At 57.7% G+C, this 22,874-nt stretch carries 16 protein-coding genes; 9 read left to right on the top strand and 7 right to left on the bottom strand.

The genetic code is table 11. From position 1 onward, the window contains the following. Window positions 1-485: 485 nt before the first annotated feature. Window positions 486-1,601, bottom strand: a complete 1,116-nt coding sequence (locus DI606_RS10385) for an NAD(P)-dependent alcohol dehydrogenase (RefSeq protein ID WP_293982431.1) — start codon at window positions 1,599-1,601, stop codon at window positions 486-488. Between the two features lie 135 nt (window positions 1,602-1,736). Here DI606_RS10385 and DI606_RS10380 point away from each other — a divergent pair, with 135 nt between their 5' ends. Together DI606_RS10380 and DI606_RS10375 are read left to right on the top strand one after the other, a co-directional pair. Then, the gene (locus tag DI606_RS10380) at window positions 1,737-2,384 is read left to right on the top strand and encodes a TetR family transcriptional regulator (protein WP_293982428.1); all 648 of its coding nucleotides are present in this window, start codon (window positions 1,737-1,739) and stop codon (window positions 2,382-2,384) included. Between the two features lie 140 nt (window positions 2,385-2,524). Next, window positions 2,525-4,969, top strand: a complete 2,445-nt coding sequence (locus DI606_RS10375; protein WP_293982426.1) for a LuxR C-terminal-related transcriptional regulator — start codon at window positions 2,525-2,527, stop codon at window positions 4,967-4,969. Between the two features lie 3 nt (window positions 4,970-4,972). On the opposite strand, the gene DI606_RS10370 is transcribed toward DI606_RS10375, so the two are convergent. The 5 genes from DI606_RS10370 to DI606_RS10350 are packed head-to-tail and all read right to left on the bottom strand — an operon-like array spanning window position 4,973 to window position 12,216. Then, a complete protein-coding gene (locus tag DI606_RS10370) occupies window positions 4,973-6,397 on the bottom strand; it encodes an aldehyde dehydrogenase family protein (RefSeq protein WP_293982424.1) in 1,425 nt (474 codons plus the stop codon). Between the two features lie 9 nt (window positions 6,398-6,406). Continuing rightward, window positions 6,407-7,180: an enoyl-CoA hydratase-related protein gene (locus tag DI606_RS10365; RefSeq protein WP_293982422.1), complete on the bottom strand. Its 774-nt coding sequence runs from the start codon at window positions 7,178-7,180 to the stop codon at window positions 6,407-6,409. Next, complete coding sequence (locus tag DI606_RS10360; RefSeq protein WP_293982420.1) at window positions 7,177-8,658, bottom strand: acetyl-CoA acetyltransferase; 1,482 nt, start codon at window positions 8,656-8,658, stop codon at window positions 7,177-7,179. The genes DI606_RS10365 and DI606_RS10360 overlap by 4 nt, the downstream gene beginning before the upstream one ends. Next, on the bottom strand, window positions 8,655-9,872 hold the full coding sequence (locus DI606_RS10355; protein WP_293982419.1) for a CoA transferase: 1,218 nt from the start codon (window positions 9,870-9,872) through the stop codon (window positions 8,655-8,657). Before DI606_RS10355 ends, DI606_RS10360 begins: the two co-directional genes overlap by 4 nt. Window positions 9,873-9,888: 16 nt before the next feature. Then, a complete protein-coding gene (locus tag DI606_RS10350) occupies window positions 9,889-12,216 on the bottom strand; it encodes a TonB-dependent receptor (RefSeq protein WP_293982417.1) in 2,328 nt (775 codons plus the stop codon). Window positions 12,217-12,516: 300 nt separating this feature from the next. On the opposite strand from DI606_RS10350, the gene DI606_RS10345 reads away from it, so the two are divergent. From DI606_RS10345 to DI606_RS10315, 7 genes are all read left to right on the top strand, one after another. Continuing rightward, a complete protein-coding gene (locus DI606_RS10345; protein ID WP_293982415.1) occupies window positions 12,517-14,370 on the top strand; it encodes an AMP-binding protein in 1,854 nt (617 codons plus the stop codon). Continuing rightward, window positions 14,367-15,626: a cytochrome P450 gene (locus DI606_RS10340; RefSeq protein WP_293982413.1), complete on the top strand. Its 1,260-nt coding sequence runs from the start codon at window positions 14,367-14,369 to the stop codon at window positions 15,624-15,626. Before DI606_RS10345 ends, DI606_RS10340 begins: the two co-directional genes overlap by 4 nt. Further along, a complete protein-coding gene (locus tag DI606_RS10335) occupies window positions 15,626-16,255 on the top strand; it encodes a glutathione S-transferase family protein (protein ID WP_293982411.1) in 630 nt (209 codons plus the stop codon). The genes DI606_RS10340 and DI606_RS10335 overlap by 1 nt, the downstream gene beginning before the upstream one ends. Window positions 16,256-16,336: 81 nt before the next feature. After that, entirely contained in the window at window positions 16,337-16,759 is a 423-nt protein-coding gene (locus DI606_RS10330) for a PaaI family thioesterase (protein WP_293982409.1), read from the top strand. Next, window positions 16,756-17,145: a PaaI family thioesterase gene (locus DI606_RS10325; protein ID WP_293982407.1), complete on the top strand. Its 390-nt coding sequence runs from the start codon at window positions 16,756-16,758 to the stop codon at window positions 17,143-17,145. The genes DI606_RS10330 and DI606_RS10325 overlap by 4 nt, the downstream gene beginning before the upstream one ends. Window positions 17,146-17,307: 162 nt before the next feature. Further along, on the top strand, window positions 17,308-18,546 hold the full coding sequence (locus tag DI606_RS10320) for an FAD-dependent oxidoreductase (protein ID WP_293982405.1): 1,239 nt from the start codon (window positions 17,308-17,310) through the stop codon (window positions 18,544-18,546). A gap of 169 nt (window positions 18,547-18,715) precedes the next feature. Further along, window positions 18,716-19,156, top strand: coding sequence for a hypothetical protein (locus tag DI606_RS10315; protein ID WP_293982403.1), 441 nt, complete (start codon window positions 18,716-18,718; stop codon window positions 19,154-19,156). On the opposite strand, the gene DI606_RS10310 is transcribed toward DI606_RS10315, so the two are convergent. Beyond that, complete coding sequence (locus DI606_RS10310) at window positions 19,140-22,859, bottom strand: conjugal transfer protein TraG N-terminal domain-containing protein (protein WP_293982401.1); 3,720 nt, start codon at window positions 22,857-22,859, stop codon at window positions 19,140-19,142. The genes DI606_RS10315 and DI606_RS10310 overlap by 17 nt on opposite strands. Window positions 22,860-22,874 lie beyond the last annotated feature (15 nt).

The raw sequence follows: 22,874 nt of genomic DNA, 5'->3' as shown, positions 1-22,874 counted from the left end.
CGACCCGCCGCGCTCCGGGTTGGTTCTTCGGCAGGTGGGGCTCGATTGCGCCCCATGCTTCATCCGACAGCCAGAATAACGAACGCGACATCTCCAAGGACCTCCTGCTTCAACGGAGCCCTCCTGAATCAATGTGCCAACAGATTTTCAATAGGCTGATTGAGTTTGAACCCTAAAAGATTGCTCATTGGTGACAGGTTTTGCGAAAAGCTGCTTCTGAGCGGTGCGCTGCCGGTCATCCTGCGGCTCTGGCCCTTCCAAACTCCGCCGCTTCAAGGATCGGAACTGCGTCGACAAGCTCGGGCGGTAGCGTCCGATTGTCACCCGCTACGACAAGACCCTCCTTCCTGTCGGCCGAAAGCTGTCTCGACCTCGTAGTCGCATCGTTATGGGTAAGTCCTATAAATCCGGTCCGACTGCATCAGGCCGGATTTATAGATGCTCTTGTTCTAGTCAGTCCGCAGGCGAATGTTGCATGAGGTGTTTCAGAGGCTGTGGTTCGGCATCTTGAGGACCGCCTTTACGATCTTTCCGTCATGCTGATCCTGCACTGCCTGATTGAGTTGATCGAACCGGTATAGGCTGATGAGCTTGTCGAAAGGAAAGCGGCCCTCGAGATAGTAAGAAATGAGTTCGGGAATAAAGCTGTCTGGCTGACTATCTCCCTCGATGATGCCCTTGATCGTGTAGCCGAACATGAGCACCGTTGAAGCGAGGCCAGGCAGGCCCTGCTCGGGGTTCGACGGCACGCCGAGCAGTCCAAGCGTACCGCGCGGCCGCAGGCATCCAAGCGCGCTGTCCATTACAGGGCCTGCGCCGGTAGTATCCAGGGCAAAGTCCGAGCCGGCGCCTGTGAGGCGCCGGACGGCCTTGTTCACTTTCTCGACCGTTGGGTCGATGACATGAGTGGCGCCGAGTTCGAGCGCTAACGCGCGACGTTCTGCCTTGGGGTCGGAGACAATGATGGTTGTGCATCCGGCAATCACGGCACCAAGAACCGCGCTCAGTCCTACCGAGCCTCCTCCCAAGATGACGATGGAAGACCCTTTGGGGCAGGCCAGTGCCCGCAATACAGCCCCGGCCCCTGTTTGTACGCCGCAACCTAGCGGTCCTAAAATTTCGAGCGGGACTGATGGGTCGATCTTCACCACATTGGATTCGTAAGCGAGAGCATATGTCGCGAAAGATGACTGGCCAAAGAAGTTGCTCGACACAGGCGCGCCATGATCGTGGATCGACTTCGAGCCATCCGGGCGAGATCCTGTGTAATTCAGGGCCAGTGCCTGCTCGCAATAGGTCGGTTCCCCCGCTAAGCAGCGCGTGCAGGCACCGCATGAGCGGAATGTAAGAACTACATGATCGCCTTCTGCGACTTTCGATACCTTTGCGCCGGCACGAATAACGATACCAGCGCCCTCATGCCCTAATATGGCTGGCAGCGGCACAGGGAGGATCTGGTCGCGTGCGACAAGGTCAGTATGGCAGAGCCCCACAGCGGTAATCTGCACGAGTATCTCATCGTCCCGTGGTTCGTCGAGGTCGAGTTCTGCAAATTCGAAATCGGCTTTCGGGAGTTTGGCGACTGCTGCGGTTATCTTCATCGATCATACACCTCAAAAATTGGTTCTCCACCAACCTGTCATACGGTTCGCCACGTTGCCCTAGCCAAAAGGAGGGTGGTAAACCTTGCAGAAATTTATCTATGCATATAAATAAAAATCAGGAAGAGGATTCATATGGCCAGAATCGGCATCCGCGTAGATGAGAATGGCCGGGTAGCCACCCGGGAGCGTCTGCTAGAGGCAACAAGCGCTTTGCTGAGCGAGCGCGATACGCTGGACGTTTCGCTCAACGAAATTGCCGTGAGATCAGGGTTCAATCACGGACTCATAAGCTATTATTTCCGGGGCAAGGAGGGGTTGCTGCTGGCGCTCCTCGAACGCGATGCGGCCAAAGCCCTGCAGAATCTGGAGCATCTTGTTGATCGGGACCTGCCGCCGCTAAAAAAGCTTGAACTGCACATCCGTGGTGTCATCAACGTCTACTTTCGCTATCCTTATATCAATCGGCTGATCAATGTCCTTCAGTCCGGAAACGCTGAAAACGCGCGAGAATTGGCAAGGATCTTCATAGCGCCACTTCAACAATACCAGTCACGGATACTGGAAGACTGCCGGAAGGTCGGTGACATAAGGTTAGTGGATGCAAATCTATTCTATTATACCGTGATTGGCGCATGTGAATTTCTGTTCCATTCGCGTAGAACATTGCCATTTCTATCGGGTCCCCCTGAAATTACACCCGCCCTCAAGGACGCCTACGCAGATCATCTTGTAAACTTCCTTCTCGATGGTCTGAAAATTAGAAGCGAGCGTCTCGGCTAGAGGGCGCCAATGGAGTAGGATCAATGCTCAGCACCCGAGCAAGAAGTGCAGGGATATCATCCTCTGCAGTCCAACCGGAGGCCGTCCGGGAACCCAGCCATGTTACGTGCGGGCTTGTTCCCACAAGAGGCTTTGAGCGATTGCGTCAGAGCAAATCCAGCGTAATTCTTCTCTCTGCGCCGCCAGGCTATGGCAAAACCACCCTTTTGCGGGCCTATTCCAACGCGATCGAAAACGCCGGGGGTCAGATTGCGTGGTGCCAACTGGATCGTGTCGTCACAGACGGTCAACCCGGCGACAATGCTGACGTCATCTTTATCGACGACGCTCATGACGCTGACGCGCGCAAATTTGCGCGGCTGATTCGAACCATAACCTCAAGCGATGCTGCACAACGTTTCGTGATCGCTGCGCGGATGCTGCCCGACATGGACTGGATAAGTCTCGTCGCGAAGGGACGGGTGGAGTTACTTGATGTGGAGCTTCTCGCCCTGGACGAAAGTGAAGTTGGGGCCCTTCTTGGTTTCTATTCAGGCCAGATGCCGAGCGCGGATCAGACACGAAGAATCTCGCAATGGATCGACGGTTGGCCGATCGCTGCGCAATGCTACGGCATGTTGGCAAAGCGACGCGGAGGATGGTCTAAGGTCGACATTCGAGAAGTCTATCCTCGCGAAGATCTTGGTCAGTATCTCAATGAGAGCATTTATTCCGAGCTTGATGACGCAATGCGTCGGTTCTTGTTCGATCTGGCGGATCTAGGGCGTTTTTCGCCCGCGATGCTGCGAGACGCAATCAGTCCCTCGTCCGAGCTTCTTCTTCAGCGCGCTCGGCTTGAAAATGTCATGATCGTACCTGCCGCAGGTGGCGGCGATTGGTTGCGCCTTCACGGCATATTCCAGCAGTTTTTGGATGCGAAAAAGCGATTGGCGGGCGCGACAAAAAGTATTGAGCTCCTCCGTGCTGCCAGCGATTGGTGCGAGCGGCGGGAAGCCTACTGCGATGCTGTCGACTACGCATTGGGAGCGGGCGACTTTCAGCGTGCCCAAGATATTATTGTCACAAATGCGGCCCATATCGCCCATGGTCTGGGCGAGCTGCCGCGAATGCTTGCCTGGACCGAGCAACTCGAGCAAGCAGGCCAGCCGATATCCATACCGCTCAGGCTCTGGAAGACATGGGCATTGGTGCTCGCCCTCCAGGTTGATCCAGCGCTAGTGGAGCTTGACATTCTCGACCGCGAAATGCCCGACAACGCACCCCGGCTTTGGCTGGCACATCGCGATAGGCTGAGGGTCAGCGTAGCGGCCCGGGGCGATGACATGCCGGCCCTGATCGATCTGGCGGACAAGTGGATGACCCGCTGGGAGCAACTGGATCCGTTTCACACCGCTGCAATCTGCGTTACACGATCTCTGGGCCATTATCAGTTGGGCGACCGGCATGCTGCCCGGCGTGATCTTCTGATTGCCCGGCAACGGGCGGGAGAAGGGGGCGGAAAGTACGGCCAGCTTTGGGTCGCGAAGGCGGATGCCTATCTCGAGCTTCAATCTGGTCGCGCGACGCAGGCTCGAGAAATCATTCTTTCCGCGCTTGATCGCGCCCATGCATCCGACGAGATCGCGGCATCGATGATCGGGACCATCCACTTGCTCGCTGCGAGAATTCTTGTCGAAACGGGCGAGGTTGCCCTTGCGCGCGAACATCTTTCTTCAGGCCATCTCCATGTTGGCGATAATGGGCTAATCGAAGCGCACATTGCTGCGCTCGAGGCCGCAACGCTGCTTGCTGAGGAATCCGACGGTGTGGATGCGGCGCTGTGTGAGACCCAACATCGGCTGGTCAGAGGGCTTCGATACAGCGTCAGCGCCGATCTGCTGGCCGTAGCCCTTCAACTCAGGCACGGCCGTTACGCGGACGCGTCGGACAATTTCAATGCCGCATTTGTCGGCCTTGCTGAAGAGTGGAGACATGTTGCGACGGGAAAACCCGTTCCTCAATATATGGCGCATAATGTCGCGCAGACTCAAGCTTGGGTGGCGCTCAGCGAAGGAAAAATTGCCGAGGCATCAGCTATTGCAGCCAGGCTGCTTCCGGCCGCGGAGAAGGCAGGGCGATCACGCGACCATGTTCAACTCCTGATGCTATCGGCGACCTGCGCGGTAAGCGCTGGGAAAGTTGGGGATGCCAAGCGCAGTTTCGAACGCGCCATTCGAATGGCCAGCGAGCGGGGATTCCACCGTACGATCATGGACTATGGATGGGGTCTGACCTTGCTGCTCGCCGAAACGGACCTTTCCTCGGCTTTGACCGGAACAAGCGCCGTTCTCGTTGAAGCGCTGCGCTCGCGCTATCGTATCCGGGCTGAAGGACGAGACGAGCAGGCCCCCGTGGAGCGGCTGACCGCCCGTGAGCATGAGGTACTGGTCTTGCTGGATACTGGTCTTACCAGCCAGGCCATCGCCGATCATATCGATCTGGGGCTTTCCACGACAAAGTGGCACATTCAGAACATTTACAACAAGCTGGGAGTGCGTAATCGGTCGGGCGCACTTGCGCGCGCCCGCCGATTGGCCATGCTGTAATGATCATCCAGCCTTTGCGGGCTTTACGGTAATCGTCTGGGCCATGGTATATTCAAGCAGGCCGCCTAGGCCATTCTCGACGCCAAGCCCTGACTGCTTGTGACCTGCAAACGCCTGGAATGGCGAAAGATGTTGCACTTCATTAATCCAGACCGTCCCCGTCTCAAGCCGTGCAGCAATTGCCAGCGCTGCTTCGGTGTCAGAAGACCAGACAGAACCCGCCAGCCCATATTCCGAGGCATTGGCACGTGAAATCACATCCTCGAGTTCACTGAACTTTATAAGTGGTAATATGGGACCGAACGCCTCTTCTTGCACGACGCGCGACCCTTCAGGCGGATTGTCGACGATGGTTACGGGAATAAAATAGCCTGGGGCATCATGCGAGACGTTTCCGCCAGTGAGAAAGCGAAAGCCGTTGTGTTTACAATCGTCGATGATCTCGACGACTCGGTCGAACTGCAGTTTGTTCTGCACAGGGCCAAGTTGGATGCCTTGCTCGGAACCGTCACCCATTTTTACCGATTGCGCATAGTCCTTTAGCGCAGCGGCAAGTTGATCGTATATCGTTTCATGGACATACATCCGCTTGGTTGCGATGCAAATCTGGGCCGAGTTTCGGAACGCAGCCCAGAAGAGATCTTTTGCGACCGCTTCCACATCAACATCGGGCATGATGATCGCAGCATCGTTACCTCCGAGTTCGAGCGTCACGCGCTTGAGGTCGGCGGCGGCCGACGCCATCACACGTTTGCCCGTGGCGGTCGAACCAGTGAAGCTCACCTTGTTGATCCCAGGGTGAGCCGTCACTTTCGGGCCGAGCGCGTCACCTCCGGTGATTATATTGAGCACGCCATCGGGGATGACGCCGCGCAGCAGTTCGCCGATCCTGAGCATCGTCAGAGGTGTGAAAGGAGACGGCTTGAGGATCATGGTGTTGCCTGCTCGCAACGCCGGGGCTATCTTCCAGAAGGATAACAGGACCGGAAAGTTCCAGGGCGAGATGCCGGCCACCACACCAATAGGAACGTGCCGTGTTTCCGACCGCCTATCGGCGCTGTCTTCGTTCACCTCGACAGGTATTTCCATTCCCGCCAGTGACGATAACCAATAAGCTGCGCCCATTATCTCGAAACGGGCTTCGTCATGAGGCTTGCCCTGCTCGCTTGTGAGCAGGCGCATAAGTTCGTCTGCATTAGCGGTCAACACACCCGCCGCTGCCTTGAGGATCTGGCCGCGGTCGGCATCGGATGTGGCCCTCCAGGCGGGAAAGGCTGCACGTGCGCTTGTGACGGCCTGTTCAAGTTGCTCTGTTGAGCAATCGGGAGCGGTTGCAATTGGCCTGCCGGTTGCCGGGTTCAAGACTGTAATCACGTCGGAGCTCTCGACTGGCTTGCCAGCGATAGTCATGGTAAAGTCATTCATCATCAGCTTCCTTCAGCGACCTGTCCAGCGCGGTGCGCGTTTCTCAATGAAGGCGCGTGGGCCTTCTTTGTAATCTTCGGTGAGCGCGAGCCTCTTGCCCATGGCAGCGGCCGCAGCTTCGAGCTCTTCTTCGGGCCGGTTATAAGCGTCACGCGCAATCACCAGACTTTCTCTGACGGCTATTGGCGCATTGGCCGCGATAAGCTCGGCGAGCGCCAGTGCCTCTGCGGCAACATCAGATTTCGAGACAACCCTGTTCACCAGGCCCAGGGCGTGTGCGCGAGTAGCGGAAATCGGCTCACCGGTTGCGATAAGCTCAAGGGCGATTGCACGGGGCAATGCCCTAGGGAGCCGGAAGAGGCCACTAGCTAACGCCGCCAGGCCTCGCTTGACCTCTGGCAGCCCAAGTTTCGCGTCATCCGAGACGACCGACATGTCGCAGGACAGAACAATCTCCGTACCCCCGGCCAGGGCAACGCCATTAACCGCAGCGATCCAAGGCTTTTGACGCGGTGCTCGGACGAACCCCGCAAAGCCGCCATTGCGGGTGACAAGGTCGCCAATTCTGCCTGCAGAAATCTCTTTTAGGTCTGCACCGGCGCAGAATGCGCGGTCCCCGGAGCCGGTGAGGATGACGCAGCGAACCTCGTCATCGGCCTCGGTTTGGATGACAGCCTGCTCCAATGCACTCGCTACGGCACCATTGATCGCATTACGCGCATCGGGGCGGTTGATGGTGACGCGAGCGACGTTAGGTGTCGGACGATCAACGAGGATGTCAGTCATAAAAGTCTCCATTCCAGCAAGCCGTCATCCCCAGTCGTCACGGTTCCGTTGACCCCAATCGGTGACCGCAACTTATCGGTCAGACGCGCAAGTGATTGTTTATCGGCAGCAGGAACGCGCGCCATTGTGCGACGATCATCAGGTGTTCGTAGGATCACGATCCCGCGATCGATAATGCTGTCACGGCCATAGATGACGGTGAAGCTCTCGATCGCCGCGCTTCCCTCATAACGGTCTACCACAGCTGGTAGAGCGCCCCGTAACGCATCTGCTCTGCTGTCGACCCGGTAGTCCATGGCTGGACGCGCCTGCGGCCTGCTGCTTGAGAGAGCGAGGGCGTGATGCTTGGTCACGAAATCGCCTTGGCCGTAAAGCAGACCGGTGCCCGCTTGGGACCTGAGTTGGCGTGTCATTGCACATGCTGCGTGTAACATGTAATCGTTAAATGGACCGCCAAAAAAAGTAAGCCCGCCCGTCACCGTCGGTACGACATTTTCGTTCAGGCCAAGCGTGCGTCGCGCCATCTTCGACACGCACGGGAAGCAACTGTAAAGCTCGAGGTGGTCGAACGGACCACCGTTTAGGGCGCTGACCGCTTCGAGTACCGCCTGCTGCGAGGGCGAAGCGTGATAACAGTCTCGATCGAGGTAATCCTCGGGCTCCCTCGATGCGGCGCCGCCAACGAGATAGATCATGCGGGCTGGGTCTACACCAAGCTCAAGCGCCGTTTCTTCCGCCATGACGATAGCGGCCGCCCCCTGATTTACCGTCGGATTGGCCACCATGAGTTTGGGATAGGGCCACGCGATCAGCGGATTTTGCGGTGTGACTGCCATAATGTCGGAGGGCGCGATAGCGCTTTGCAGCCAAGCGGCAGGGTTGTTCGAGGCGACAACGGCGTAGTGCGACCAGAGTTCCGCCGATTCTGCCTGGGCTTCGGCCGGGGTCATACCCCAGGCATGCAATGTTGCGTTCTCGTACAACGGGTAGATATAGGTCGGCTGTGAGATCCCATGGGCGCGGCCCATCGCAGAGATCATTTTCTCGACCCGCCAAGGATGTTCCATGACCTTCGCTTTGGGGGGCCATGGCAGATCAACGCCTGCCCTACGTGCCTTCTGGATGCTGCTGCGGGCTTCTCCACCGCAGATAAGCGCAACTCTGGACTGCCCGTCGATGATACGCAGAGCAGCGTCGTGAAGCACTCTCAGTGGACTTTCGCCGCCGCCGGCATGATAAGTTGCGTGTTCGGGCACATGCCCTAGCCGCTCACATAATTTGCGCGCAGTGTCCTCGTAACGCCATGTGATCTGATGGATTACCTCGACAGAATCGATCCTGTCCAGCAGAGCTACGCCGCTATCAATCTCTGCATTCCTCGCAGCGGCCACCATAAGATCCAGAGGGTCGAGGGCTAGAATGGGATCGGTTGGCCGATCCTTGATTTCACCCACCCCGACGATGACGACATTGGTCATGGGTTAACACCCGGTGCTCTGTCCAACCCGATGTCTGCAAGGACTTCCTGAGTGTGCTCACCCAGACGGGGTGGGTCGCGGCGGACAGAAGCCGGTGTTGCACTGAACCGAACTGGGTGACGCAACGAGAGATAGGTGCCCTCGGATGGATGCTCGCGCTTCTCGAAAAAACCGACGGCGTTGAGATGCTCGTCGTCGAGAACTTCGTCGAGCCGGTTGACCTTCATACAGGGCACATTGCGTTCGGTCAGCGCGTTGACCCATTCGCTGGTAGTTCTCGTCTTGGCGACTTCCTCGATCATCGCATAAATTTCGCTGATATTCTCAGTCCGCAGTGCATAGGTGGCGTAGCGGGGATTTTTCGTGAATGTACCCGGGGGCAGTCCACCGATCTCGAAGAAATCATCCCACTGCGAATCCGAATATGGGAGGATCGCAAGGTAGCCGTCCTTGGTCGGGTACGGTTTGCGATTGGGGTTGAACACGCGACTGTAACCAAAATTTCCAGTCGGGGGAGAGAAAGTGTGACCGTACAGATTTTCGGTCATGTTGAAGTAACTGAAGCATTCGAACATCGGCACTTCGACAAACTGGCCTTGGCCGCTACGCTGCCGATAGAAAAGTGCGGCCATCGTCGCATAAGCGCCGAACAGTCCAGATGACTTGTCGGCAATCAGCGAAGGCTGGTATCGCGGAGCGGGATTCCCATCGACCCGGCTCATCAAGTCTGTGCCACCCGCAGCAGCCTGAATCAGATCATCATAAGCCTGCTTTTTGGCATAGGGACCATCTGATCCATATCCTGAGCAATGGACATATATTATATCTTTCTTCAGTGCTTTTACCGCGTCATAATCGAAGCCCAGCTTTTCCAGCCCACCCATGCGGACATTGGTGATGAAAATATCGGCGCCTGTAATAAGTTGCCGGAGCGCCTCGCGGCCATCTTCCTGCTTGAGATCCAGTAACACCGACCGCTTGTTGCGGTTATAATGCATGAAGATGGGACCCATCGCTTGGGTTTTGGCGGACTTACCGGTGTAGCGGAAGATGTCGCCCCCATTGTCCGCACGGGTTCCCGGCGCCTCGACCTTGATAACATCGGCGCCCAGGTCACCGAGAATCTGTGAGGTGTATGCGCCGAAAAGGACGCTCGTCATATCGACAACTTTGATACCGTCGAGTGCACCGGGCGAAGCAATGGGGACGTTCACTTGGACCTCTACTTGATTAGTATTTGAAGGAAGCGACCAAGCCGTAAGTCCGCACCATTCCGGGAACCCGGATGGACGTGTCTGTCAGGATATCGGTCGCGGTATAATAATTCTCGTTGAAGAGGTTGCGGGCATAGAGACCTATGCTCCAGCGATCGTCCTGCCGATGCAGCGCGATGTTCGCGTTGACGACCGTATAGGCCTTCACGTCAAAGACCGGATCTTCATCAAGGGAACCGACGGTCTTGCCTTGATAGTTGCCATTGGCGCCGAACTGAATCGCGAGATCGTCATTGATCGGAAGATCATACGAAACCAGGGCGTTGAGCTGATATTTCGGCGTGAATGGAAATGATGAACCGGTAAAGTCCTGCGCCTGACCAAAGCGGTTAAAGCCGATAAACTCTGTGACCTTGGTGTGGGTGTATGATGCGCCGAGCTTAAACAGCAGTTCGCGTGTAGGAGAGATGGTGATATCGGTCTCCGCGCCATACACTTCGGACTTGGGGATGTTGACGATCCGCGTCAACGAGACGAAGATCGGATCAAGTATTTCGCCGAACACCTGCTTATCGCGATAGTCGTAAAAGAAGCCGGCGGCGTTGAACTGCACGAGCCGGTCAAACAATCCCAGCTTAACGCCAGCCTCATAGGCGGTGACCTTCTCCTGGCGCGCCGGAACGAGCTGGGTGACCACGTTGGCGGCGACCACCGGGAAGGCGCCCGATTTGTAGCCACGGCTCACCGATGCATAGGCAAGCGTATGATTATTGGGAGTCCAGGTTAGCGCAAGGCGGCCGGACACATTATCCTGCTTGAGCTGACTGCTGACGAGGCCGGTCGGGCCGGAAAAATCAGCCTTGTAGGTCAGGCACTGGTTGGGACCAATTCCAGGATTGGAAAACGGACGACCCGTTCTGGCGGCCACGATCGCCGCTACGCCCGTATTCCAAACGGGTGCAGTGTTGTTGTCATGGTCGGCCGAGCAACCCTTAAAGTCGAGCTTGTCGTCCGAGTAGCGAACGCCACCGCTTATCTTGAACCGGTCGGAGATCGCCCAGTCTGCATTTGCAAAGGCAGACAGCGAACGGCTGATCTGGTTTGACAGGTTTCGGAAGGTATTGAAACCATTTGCGATCTGTGCGGCTGTATAGGTAGTTTGCGGAACTGCCTGACCCAGAAAGGCCAACGTATTGAGGATCGAGGAGTCGCGATAATAGCCAATCTGGTCGTCGCGAATTTTATCGCGCGAGAAATAGCCACCCACAATCCAATTTACCGGACCGGTTTCGCCGGTCAGGCGCAATTCCTGTGAAAAGGATCGGATGCGGCCATCCGATAGATACTCGGACGGTTCGAAGGTCGTTCCGTCAACGTCGTTCATGTCATGACGTTTGACATCGGAATAGCCTGAAAGCGACGTGAGGGTCAGGGCGTCACTGAGCTCATAATCTATCCGGCCGGTGGCAGACCAGAAGCTGGAATCCGCCCTGTAGGCTGGTTTGCCTGGATAGCTCGGCCCCCAACTCGCTTCGCCCGCCTTCCAGTCCGTCCGGATCTGCGACGCAAGCCCTGGCACCGCAAATGGCGCGGAATCGGGGTTGAAGGCGATCGCTTGAACCGCGATTGTATCGGAGTTGTCTTTCCAGAAGGAGCCGCCAAGCGTAACAGTGAGGCGATCTGTGGGCTCCCACAGCATAGTGACGCGCCCGCCCATCCGATCTTTTTCTCCAAGGCGCTGTCCGGGCACGTTGACGTTACGCTGCCAGCCCTTGTTGGCCGTGTCCCAGCGTCCCGCCACGCGGATGCTCAGCGTGTCCGTCAAAGGACCGCTGACAAAACCTTCAAAGTTGATCGTCTCGTAGTTGCCGACCTCAGCGGTTAGGCCAGCATGGAAATCCTTGGTGGGCTTGGCGGTGATGAAATTGACCAACCCGCCAGTCGTGTTCCGGCCATAAAGCGTACCTTGTGGACCCTTCAACACCTCTACCCGCTCGATATCGTAGGAGGGGCCGTTACTCATATAGGGATAAGCGTACGCGACCTCGTCAACATAGATGCCGACCGGTGAGGTCGCCGACAGATTTGGCGTGTTGAAGCCGATACCGCGCACAGTATAAATGGGCGTATTAGCGCTCGAACGGCTGAAGTTGAAAGCGGGGACCATTTGCGCGATGCCCGCTGCGTCTGTCACGCCGGCCTTAACGAGGGTGTCGCCGCCAAATGCCTGGATCGAGAGAGGCACCTTGTTGATGCTTTCCGAGCGGCGCTGCGCCGTTACCACAATGTCGTTGAAGCTGCCATTATCATCTTGTTCTGAAGCGACTGTTTGCGGAGCAGACATCTCGCCTTGATCCTGGGCCCGCGCCGCAGTCGATAGAGCTGCTATTGCAATTGCTGCGCACGAAACAGTCATCAGATACCTATGTCCAGGCATGTTCACCCCTCCTCTTATTCGTCAGGCCCGAACGGCCTTGTTGTCATCGGGACTAGGCCCGATTTGCACATCGCAACCCCGTAAAAAGGACGGGTCGTCATCATTGCGCGCGCGGTTCCGTTAGGATGACCCCTCCTTTCGAGTGGGCATTATCATGATCGGACCGGTCCATATCCTGTTCGCAGAATAGTTATCGGAGAGCGATGAATGGCTGGAGCCTTAATAGCGGATGAAATCAGAGCGGCGTTCGCAGGCGCTGGGACTGCTGTCTTGCCGGGGGTCAGCGTTTATGATGCGATCCGAAAGAAGGCGGAGCTTTTCCCTGATAAGCAGGCGGTCATCGACCTTCCCAGTGCACAGCTTGATGCTACGGCAGTAACCCTCACATATAGAGAACTGCATGGGTCAATCGTGCGTGCAGCGAACTATCTGCTCGAACTGGGGCTGCGGCAGGGTGACAAAATTTTGTATGTCGCACCTAACGGGCTTGCGGGTTTGACAGGGTTCTGGACTGCTCAACTTCTGGGTGCAGTCGTGCCGGTCAATCCGTTTCTTGACCTAACTGCCATTGTGGGAATCGCGCGCGCTGTGGGTGCTCGCGCTGTCATGTCCGCCGGACCGGTCGGTACTTGCGGGAGTTATCAATTGGCTCGCGCTATCATGTCCGCTAACCCTGATATCGCTTTGCATCTGGTACTGGGCGATGATCCGAGCGACGAGGCGATCGACCTTCTAGGCGCATCGGCATCTTCTCCCTCTGACAAGTATCTTGGGCGCGAACCGTGCCTCGACGACATTGCTGCGTACTTTCCCACGGGCGGAACGACTGGCGCCCCTAAAGTGGCGCGTTTGTCGAACCGAAACTTGCTGGTGGGTGCCTATAGCAGCGCTATGGCAAGTAGTGTCGACGCTGAGCATGTGGTGCCGCTGGGCTTGCCAATGTTTCATGTAGGCGGTGGTGTTATCGCTTCTACCCGCACTTTGATGCTCGGGCAGACACTGGTGATATTGACGCCCGCTGGTTTCAGAACTGCTGAGCTAACGACGAATTTCTGGGTGCTGGCCGAAAAATACGGGTTCACACAGTTCATATCGGTACCCACGGTCTTCTCCGACCTGCTGGCAACCTATACCGGCGAGCAGACAAGCATTCGCTATTTCATCGCCGGTGCCAGCAAACTCCCATCCAATCTGTGTCGTACCTACGAGAGAATTTTTGGCACTGGCATCTACGAAGGCTACGGGATGACAGAGACCGCTGGCTTCTGTTGCGTCAACCCGACAGAGTTGCCTCCCAGACCTGGTAGCGGCGGAATCGTAGCACCATTATATGATGTGAAGGTCGTCATACTTGACGAAGGCGGCAACTTCTTGCGCGAATGCGAAGCTGGCGAAACGGGTAACATCGCGGTGTCCGGCCCAGCGGTGTTTCAGGGCTATGCCGATTCCGCGCAGGACGCAGACAAGTTTATCTCCGGAATGCCAGACGCGCGCTGGATCGATGCAGGCGATCTGGGGCACTTCGACACCGACGGCTATCTTTGGATCACGGGACGCGAAAAGGATCTGATCATCCGCGGTGGCCACAATATCGATCCTGCCCCGATAGAAGAGGCTCTACTGGACCATCCCGACATCGTCGATGCCGCTGCGGTTGGAATGCCGGATGCGCGGGTTGGCGAATTGCCGGTGGCCTTCGTACAGCTGTCCAGGGGCGCCCAACTGGACGAAGCGGGGCTTCGAGCCTTTTGCCAGGAGCGACTTCCCGAACGCGCCGGAACCCCCGTGCGTATTTTCTCGCTGGATGCCCTTCCTCGAACGGCGATGCGTAAAGTTTTCAAGCCGGAACTGCGCCGTCTTGCGGCCAGCGCTGCGGTCGAAAGCCGATTGGCCGGGGTTGCTGTCCCACACCGCCTGACTTGGCAGGTTGTTTGTGACGACAAGGGCTGTCTCGCCGTGGAAATCTGCGCTGATGCAGGGGATCGCGTGATTTGCGATCGTCTGGAAGAGCAACTTGGCTACCTCAATCTACACGTTACATTCTGCGAGACACTTTCATGATCGAGCCTCTCACTCCCGAATCATTGGCGCGCGCCTCGACGTTTTCGAAGCCAAATGAAGTTTATGAACTTTACGCTCGGCTAAGGCGGGATGCCCCGGTGGCGAAGGCAGAGCCGCGCGGCTACCGTCCATTTTGGGTTATGACTCGCCATGACGATATCATGGCGATCGAACGCGATCCGGCGACCTACGCTGCCGGAGATCGCACCGTCCTGTTGCCCGAGAAAGTCGAGGCGATTTACGAGGCTAAATATGGGGACCGCAATGGCGTCAAGCCGCTGACTCATATGGATGGCCCTTATCATCGCGCACATCGCGGCGTTACGATGGACTGGTTTGGTCCGAAAAATCTTCGGAAATTTGAACCGCAGATTGCAGCAATCGCTAAAGAATTTGTCGATCGCATGGAGGATCTGGGTGCCGCATGCGACTTCTCGGCCGATATCGCCTATTGGTTTCCTCTTCGGGTGGTCATGACCCTCATGGGGGTGCCAAAAGAGGATGAAGCCCAGGTTCTGCGTTTGACGCAGCGCTTATTCAGTCCCGCTGACAAGGACCTTAAAACGCAGGACGGGGAAAAGTCTGCTTCTGCACATGATGGCGTGCGCGATGTTTTCGCTGAATTTGGCGATTATTATCGAGCCTTGACTGAGGATCGCCGGAAGAGCCCGAAGGATGACATAATTTCTACGATCGCAAATGGTGTGGTCAATGGGTGCCCGATGGCTGAGCGGGAGATGACATCCTACTATGTCATTGCATCGACGGCGGGGCATGACACAACAGCAGCATCCATCGGAGGAGGTTTGCTCGGTCTCCTGCAATTCCCCGATCAACTCGAAATGCTTCGGGCCGATCTCGGGCTGTTGAACTCGGCCGCTGAGGAGTTTGTGCGATGGACGGCGCCAGTAAAGCACTTCATGCGAACTCCACAGCAGGATGTTACGTGGCATGGCACGACCATCGCGGCTGGCGAGGCTATCATGCTATGCTACGCTTCGGCCTGCAGGGATGAATCTGTATTCCCTGACGGAAATCAGTTCCGGATCGATCGCAAGAGCAATCCTGCGCACCTAGCATTCGGCTATGGCCCGCATTTCTGTCTCGGAAAATTCCTAGCCACGATGGAGATCCGCGCGTTTTACGCCGAACTGTTGCCTCGCCTGAAACACGTCGAACTGGCAGGTGAGCCCACCTATATCGAGTCAACTTTTGTCAGTGGGTTGAAAAGCCTACCTATTCGGTTCTCATTCTGATGAGGGCCCGGGTAAAACTCTACCATAGCGCAAATTCCCGCTCCTTCCGTGTTCTCTGGGCGCTGGAGGAGGTAAAGATTCCGTATGAACTCGAGCTTCTGGAGTTCCCACCGCGACTGACGAGGCCCGATTATCTCGAGGAAAACCCCCTCGGGACGGTACCGCTTTTCGTCGATGGAAGTGTTAGAATGACCGAGTCAGCCGCAATATGCCATTATCTGGGAGCAAAACACCCCTCTAGAGGTTTGGTACCTGGTCACCAGGATCCAAATTTTGGAGCGTTCCTAAACTATCTGCATTTCGGCGAAGCGACCCTCACTTTCCCACAGGCGGTTGTTCTGCGCTACGGCCGCTTTGAGCCCGAAGACCGCCGTAGCAAACAGTTGGTCGAAGATTATTCCCGCTGGTTTCTGGCACGCGCACGGGGCATCGAGGTGTTCCTGAAGCTCGGTGATTACGCTGCTGGCTCAATGTTCACCATGGCAGACATCTCGGTGGGTTATGCGGTCATGTTGTCCCAGTTTACTGGCTTGTTTGACCAGTTGAGTGAGCCCATCCATCAATATTTCGAACGTTTGAAAGGGAGGCAAGCTTTCCAACGGGCCGTCGCTGCGCAAACGCAAAGCTAAAGCCTATCGGTTCGGGAGGGTTTAGGGCTTCATGGCAAAAGGCGGTATCACTCGAAACCGCAGGAGGGTTGTAATATCTCAATGATCGACCAGCGTGCGATAGAAGAGCGGCTTGCCCGAGGACATAATGCTGCGATCGGCGTCCGTTATGCGGCTCATGGTGAGAACTGGACGGAACTCGTCCTTGCTTACGACATCGGACTGTCATCGGATTGGGACGAAGGAATCCTAGCTTCGGGACCGATTATCACAATGATGGACGTTGCGGCCAGTTTTGCCGTTTGGGTTCGGAAAGGTGATTTTACCAATCAGGCCACACTGGATCTGCGGGTTGATTATATGCGTCCAGCCTTGCCAAGGCAGGCGGTTTTCGGGCGGGCGGAATGTTATAGGCTCACCCGAAGCATCGCATTTGTACGAGGGATAGCCCATCAGGGCGACGTGGCTGATCCGGTGGCGCATGTGGTGGGCACTTTTATGTTCCTCGACGGAGCAACGCTATGAGACTTCCGCCCTATGCAGAACGATTGCAGGCTACTCTTGACCTTGAAAAGGGGCGATATCGTGTTGTCATGGTGCCTGGGCCTCATGTAACTGGGCGGCCGGGCTATCTTCATGGTGGAGCGATTTCCGGCTTGCTCGAACTGGCTGCATTCGTCGCGCTCAACGAAGCGATCGGTGACCCCGGTGCAATCGGAATAAAGCCGATTAACGTTACGGTAGACTTTCGCAAAGGCGGAAAGTTGGCGACAACGATTGCTCGGGGAGAAGTAATACGGATCGGCAGACGCATCGCCAATGTCGAGGCGACTGCATCGCAGCAAGGGTATGAAAAGCCAATTGCAGTTGCTCGCATGAACTTTCTCATCGACCGACGCATGGAAATCTAGCCGATTCTAATTTTCAACCTCGCATCGATTGGTCTCGCCAAATTTGCTGGCGCAGCTCGATTGGCCCCCGCTGAGTGACTCAAAAACTATGACAAACTAGCCCCCGAAATCGTGAAAAGAAAAGCCAAATAGAATGCCAATTTTATTAGTTAGGGAGAGTGCATGGGCTATTATGACGTTCTGATCGTTGGCGCGGGCCACGCTGGCGCGCAGGCGGCGATTTCGCTGCGGCAACTGGGCTTTGAAGGCACGGTGGCGATGATCGGGGACGAGCAATATCCGCCCTATGAGCGGCCGCCCTTGTCCAAGGAATATTTTGCCGGCGACAAGAGCTTTGATCGCATCCTGATCCGCCCCGCCAGCTTCTGGGAAGAGCGCAAGATCGACATGTTGCTGGGCAAGCGCGTCCGCAGCGTCGATCCCGATGGCAAGTTCGTGACCGTGGGTGAGGAAGAGATCGGTTATGGCAAGCTGATCTGGTGCACCGGCGGCAGCCCCCGGATGCTGACCTGCAACGGCGCGGACGCGGACAACGTCCATGCCGTGCGCCGCCGCGACGATGTCGACGCGATGATGGCAAAGATCGACAGCATCAATCATGTAACCATCATCGGCGGGGGCTATATCGGGCTGGAGGCGGCGGCGGTGCTGACCAAGTTCGACAAGAAGGTCGTGCTGCTGGAGGCGCTGGACCGGGTGCTGGCGCGCGTCGCAGGCGAAGATCTTTCGCGCTTTTACGAGGCGGAACACCGCGCCCACGGCGTGGACCTGCGTACCGGATCGGCGATGGATTGCATCGAGGTGACGGACGGCCGCGCCACCGCTGTGCTGATGAAGGATGGCGAACGGATCGAAACTGACATGGTTATCGTGGGCATCGGCATCGTCCCTGAAACCGGACCGCTGATCGCGGCTGGTGCGACTGGCGGCAACGGCGTCGACGTCGACGAATATTGCCGCACATCGCTGCCCGGCATCTATGCAGTGGGCGATTGCGCGTCGCACGCCAACCGCTTTGCCGATGGCGCGCAGATGCGGCTGGAATCGGTGCAGAACGCCAATGACCAAGCGAAGGTCGCGGTGGGGCACATTATGGGCAAGGCGGAAGCCTATGACGCCGTGCCGTGGTTCTGGTCCAACCAATATGATCTGAAGCTTCAGACGGTCGGCCTATCGACGGGTTTCGACCAGACGGTGAAGCGCGGCGACCCGGCCAGCCGCAGCTTTTCGATCGTATATTTGAAGGGTGGGAAGGTGATCGCCCTGGACTGCGTCAACATGGTCAAGGACTATGTGCAGGGACGCGCCCATGTCGTCGCCGGCGCGGCGCTGAATGTCGCGCAGCTGGGAGATGCGGGCGTACCGTTGAAGGATATGAAGCCTGGGCACCTCCATGCTTGACGAAAATCTGTGGCGAGCTCTCTCCGGGCGATGCCAATTTGAGGAGTTGGAGGGGGATGGGGTAGGGACAGCTTTTTTGATTGCAGGAAGTCGAGCCATCACCGCTACAAAGAAATTGATTTCCAAAAGCTGGCTGAATTGATAAATTTCAGAGCGAGAGAGCTCGATCATGTCACCGCTTAAAGAGCAGGTCATAGCAAAACAGGATGCCGAGCCGTTAAGGGTCGGTGATCGGCTCTGGCGCCCGCTACACGCGAAGCTGTGGTGGACGGCGGTTCCCTTGTATTGGGTTGGAATGTGGGCTGGTCGCTACTCTCAGGTGGTAGAGGATTTGTATAGCTCGGCGCTGGCGGGCTGTCTGACGATCTTTTTTTTCCCGCCAGTGGTCGCCCTGATCCTCTGCTTCGGGTTTTTCAGCGAGCGGCTTGCAGCATCGCGGCCATTTGAGGCGACGGGCGATTTGTCAGAAGACCGTTTTCCCGACCCTGACAGCTATGGGCCCTCTGGCATGCCATGGGAGTTCGATCCGCTTGACCCGCGCTCTGGTGCGCTGTGGAATGGGAGTCCGTTGAACCCTATAAATCCGGCTTTTATCAATCGCGGGTCTTGAACGACGAATCGCCGTCATGAGGTCCTCGATCAAGGTCATTCGAAAAACCTCCGGATTTGAGGATTGACGATTGCTCCAGCGAAGTGAGGGGAGCAGAAATGTCAGTTGTGCCCCGCCGACTATCTGCGGATCCGAGGTAACGATTTCGAAGGCCATGCGAACCTAGAATTTCCTCAGAGAGGTGGTCTGAGAATGACACATTAGGGTTTGAAGATCGAGCTGCGGATCTTTCCGCATTTGCGAGTGATTGTCGTACATCATAGTTGACGATGTTCAACTGGGAGCTTGCAACTTCGTTAGTCGTGCCGATTTCTTGAGATGATAGGCCAATGGAGCCCCCGCTGCGACCAGTAATCGAGTTTGACAGGTTTGTTGACTTCCCTTTACCCGATGAGCTGGCAACTCCTCCCCCTATTTCTCCCTTCACCGAGATGCCGAAGGCCGTCTGATCCTGCGCGGAGCGCGAAATGTTCCGTTCCCACCCAGCCTGGGCCATGATGGCTTGGACGTCTCGCTGAAGAGTGTCTGCAACTTGCGGTTTCAGGCGCCAGTCCCCCTTACGATCCATTTCAAATCCGCCGCGCAGCCAGTTGGCCATGGCTGCCTTTCCTTCCGCTCCCCCGCCCATGAAATGTTCGATCGTGTCCGGCCCGGCCTGTTTGCCGGCTTCAAATCTCGTGCTGGTATCGTTCCGCGCTGACGTCTCGAAGCCCGCGCTGCTAGAGACGAGAAGATCATTATGGGCGAGACTGAAGCGGGCATGGCCGCCATTTGCGACCGCACCAAGCTGGCTTTCATTAAGGAGGCCGGCTTTCCACATCTGGGCGGCGGTTGCAGGCGTGAGGTTGAGGCTGAAGTCGCCATTCTGGTCCATCGCTATCTGACGTTTTGTCATCTCGATCCCGTTGGCCTTGAGGAGCGATTGCACACGCGACAGGCGCTCCTTCTCGACGATTCCCGTCATTCTTGCGTTACGTGCACGATCGGCCACGCCTTCAGCGCCACCTTCCGCCATATCAAGCTGGTTGCCCGCGCCATCGCTCAAGGCCCGGATGAAGCTATCGAGCCGGGCGGCCTTGCGTGTCGACATGCCGGCTGCCGCGGCGCCTTCTGCAAAGCCGAAATTCTCCGACTGCCTGCGCTGCTCTCCGATCCTGGCGGCACTGCGTGTCCCGTCATGACCGACCTCGCGCTGCGCGTCCAGCTTGCCTGACCGCTCGGCAAAGTCATAGCCGGCAGCCTCGCGGGTTCGCCCATAGACGCTTGTACCTTCCCGGGACGCCTCCGCGGTTGCCCCATCGGCAGTCCCGACCTCGCTTGAAGCCCTGTATGTCTCAAGCGCATGCATGACCTGCGCTTCGCTGCGGCCAGTGGCGCGGGAGAGTTGGCTGATGGCGGTAGAGCGCGCTTCGCCCGAGAGGGCGTTGATGAAGGCGATGCGGCGGTTCATTTCATCTACTGGCAGGCCCAGCATCCGGGCTGCGAACCGCTGTCCCTCGTTACCGCCCGTTCGGCGCGCCTGTTCGGTCGCGACATTGCCGCGCTCGACGGCGGAAACCTCGCTGCCAGCATAGTCGCGCCGGCCTTCCATCGCACCTACCTGCGTTTGCGCGGCGGTGAGTTCGTTCTTGAGCATCTCACCTTGAGAGAAGCTGTTGGCGATGAGCTTGGCGAAGGTCGGATCGGCCTGGGCTTCTGCGATCAGGCCGCTGGCCTTGAGCGCAGCATCTTCTGGCGAGTAACCAGCGCGCTCGAAATGCCGGCTCGTCCCCTGCATCATCATGTCATAGGCGCGTGTGTCGCCAAAGGCGCGCCACTGGACAAGGTTTTGGGTGAAGGCGGCAAAAGCCTTCTCGCCGCCCTGACCTGCGCCGAAATAGCCTGTCCCAAGGTCCCGGAGCGCATCCTTCTCGGCAAAATTGTGAATGGCTCCGGTCGCAGCGGCTGTCTGGACTGCGCCTTTAACCGTGGGATCGGCGAGGTCCCGGCCAGCAAGCGCGGGAGCGATCCCGCCCAATTCGCGGGCGGCATCGATCCCGCCCAGGCCCAGCGCGGCTTGCCCCGGAACACCCCCATGCACGCCTTCGACCGCGCCGGCGGCCCCGAAGCTGCGGTTGGCCCCAAAGCTCGACCGCTCGCCAAAGTCGCCGAACGAGCCAGCGGCGGCGCGGCGTGCGCTTGTGCCGGTGGCCGACGCCTGGGCTTCCAGCGCCGCAGCATAGCCTTCCGATGTCGACACGGTCGCGGCAGCCGACGACGCCTGCGCTGTAACGCCCAGGGATCCCCCGGTGAAGGACGAGAAGACATTGCCCGAGAAGCGGAACACGGTGAACACGAAGGCGCCTGCAAGGCCTGCGCCCGCTGTGCGGAAGCTGCCGAATATGGCGAGCGCTTTCATGGCCGCCGAGGGCGCGAGCATCCAGGCATTGGCTGCCAGATGATTGGCGCGCATCTCCGCGAGCGTCGCTGTCGCCCGGCCAAGGGTCAGCTGGTAGATGCCCGCATCGATCACGCCCCAAAGGGCCACGAAGACGAAGAGTCCAAGGGCAAAGCTCGCGACCCGCAGGTTGATCGGCGTCAGGATGAAGAGGAGCGCCACCGGCACCATGAAGAGCATGATCCCGAAGACGACGGCGCGGATCGTTGGGAACCATTCATTGGCTGTCGACATGGTCGCAAGGCCGCTCGATACCACCGCCCGGTTCGCCATCACGCGCGAGGCGGTTGCCGGACTGTCCTCGAAGAGAACGTCGCCGACGCTGTTGCCGAGCAGGATGTTGGTGAGAAAGGCCTGGGCGGTGAGCGGTGTACTCATCATCATGTCGCCCATCTGGCCAAGATTGCTGCGGCAGCGGGCGAGCTGATCGGGCTTTGCGATGTCATAGCCCGTCCGCGCGCAAACCTGCGCTGAGTAGCTTTCGAAGATATTGGGATCGGATAGCCGATCGGCGATATGCTCCCAGGCTTCCTCGCAGCTGACCGTCGTCCCGCCCTTGTCCGATGCGGTGAAGACCGTGCTGAAGGTCGACGGGCCCGCCATCGCTGCAAAGGCCGTCGGCAGGTCGGTGCTGGCCCGGAAGAGCTGGTCATCGTCGACACCATAGGCGGGTGACACGCGCGCGACCGGATAGCATTGGCGGACATAGTCCTTGACCGTCGCGTCGAGGAAGCTGTCGGTCATCGGGCCACGCGGCGAGACGGCGTTCAAAAACAGATCGAAGGCGTGGCCGCCAGCGCCAAATTCCAGCTTGGCATGGGGATCGAGCGTGTTGTCGTCGATCGTCTCGGCGAGCGCTCGTTCCATCATGTTGGTGACGCCCGCCACAAGCACGATGAGATTGGGAACGTCTCCCACCGGCTGATAGGCGTTGCGGACCCGGTCATAGACATGGACCGTGCCGGTGGTGGCAATAAGGCCAACGAAGAGCCCGATCCCGACCAGCATCTGGAAACCGAAGGCGACAAGGCCCATGCCCGTGCCGCGCACCATGGCGAGGACAGCGCCCAGTGCCATGCCGACGACCGCCACGATCAGCACCAGCGTCTCGTAGCGCGGATCGGCAAAGATCATCGAGACCAGGCGAAAGGCATCGACGGTTTCGGCAAAGCCGTCATAACTATGAAAGCTGGCTTCCAGTGCGAGCGCCGGCTCAGCGATGGCAAGGCTGGTGAGGACCGCAACGAGGCGAACGACAAGGCGCATGGGAAGGACTCCCTC

The organism is Sphingobium sp. (assembly GCF_003248505.1).
Taxonomy (GTDB): domain Bacteria; phylum Pseudomonadota; class Alphaproteobacteria; order Sphingomonadales; family Sphingomonadaceae; genus Sphingobium.
Note: the sequence above shows the minus strand (reverse complement) of the source record. Positions and strands in the feature narration are given on the sequence as shown.

Excerpts from the sequence above, each read along its gene's own strand:
- DI606_RS10385 (WP_293982431.1), bottom strand. The coding sequence starts at position 1,601 with ATGAAGATAACCGCAGCAGTCGCCAAACTCCCGAAAGCCGATTTCGAA.
- DI606_RS10380 (WP_293982428.1), top strand. The coding sequence starts at position 1,737 with ATGGCCAGAATCGGCATCCGCGTAGATGAGAATGGCCGGGTAGCCACC.
- DI606_RS10370 (WP_293982424.1), bottom strand. The coding sequence starts at position 6,397 with ATGATGAATGACTTTACCATGACTATCGCTGGCAAGCCAGTCGAGAGC.
- DI606_RS10365 (WP_293982422.1), bottom strand. The coding sequence starts at position 7,180 with ATGACTGACATCCTCGTTGATCGTCCGACACCTAACGTCGCTCGCGTC.
- DI606_RS10360 (WP_293982420.1), bottom strand. The coding sequence starts at position 8,658 with ATGACCAATGTCGTCATCGTCGGGGTGGGTGAAATCAAGGATCGGCCA.
- DI606_RS10350 (WP_293982417.1), bottom strand. The coding sequence starts at position 12,216 with ATGTCTGCTCCGCAAACAGTCGCTTCAGAACAAGATGATAATGGCAGC.
- DI606_RS10345 (WP_293982415.1), top strand. The coding sequence starts at position 12,517 with ATGGCTGGAGCCTTAATAGCGGATGAAATCAGAGCGGCGTTCGCAGGC.
- DI606_RS10340 (WP_293982413.1), top strand. The coding sequence starts at position 14,367 with ATGATCGAGCCTCTCACTCCCGAATCATTGGCGCGCGCCTCGACGTTT.
- DI606_RS10335 (WP_293982411.1), top strand. The coding sequence starts at position 15,626 with ATGAGGGCCCGGGTAAAACTCTACCATAGCGCAAATTCCCGCTCCTTC.
- DI606_RS10330 (WP_293982409.1), top strand. The coding sequence starts at position 16,337 with ATGATCGACCAGCGTGCGATAGAAGAGCGGCTTGCCCGAGGACATAAT.
- DI606_RS10325 (WP_293982407.1), top strand. The coding sequence starts at position 16,756 with ATGAGACTTCCGCCCTATGCAGAACGATTGCAGGCTACTCTTGACCTT.
- DI606_RS10320 (WP_293982405.1), top strand. The coding sequence starts at position 17,308 with ATGGGCTATTATGACGTTCTGATCGTTGGCGCGGGCCACGCTGGCGCG.
- DI606_RS10315 (WP_293982403.1), top strand. The coding sequence starts at position 18,716 with ATGTCACCGCTTAAAGAGCAGGTCATAGCAAAACAGGATGCCGAGCCG.
- DI606_RS10310 (WP_293982401.1), bottom strand. The coding sequence starts at position 22,859 with ATGCGCCTTGTCGTTCGCCTCGTTGCGGTCCTCACCAGCCTTGCCATC.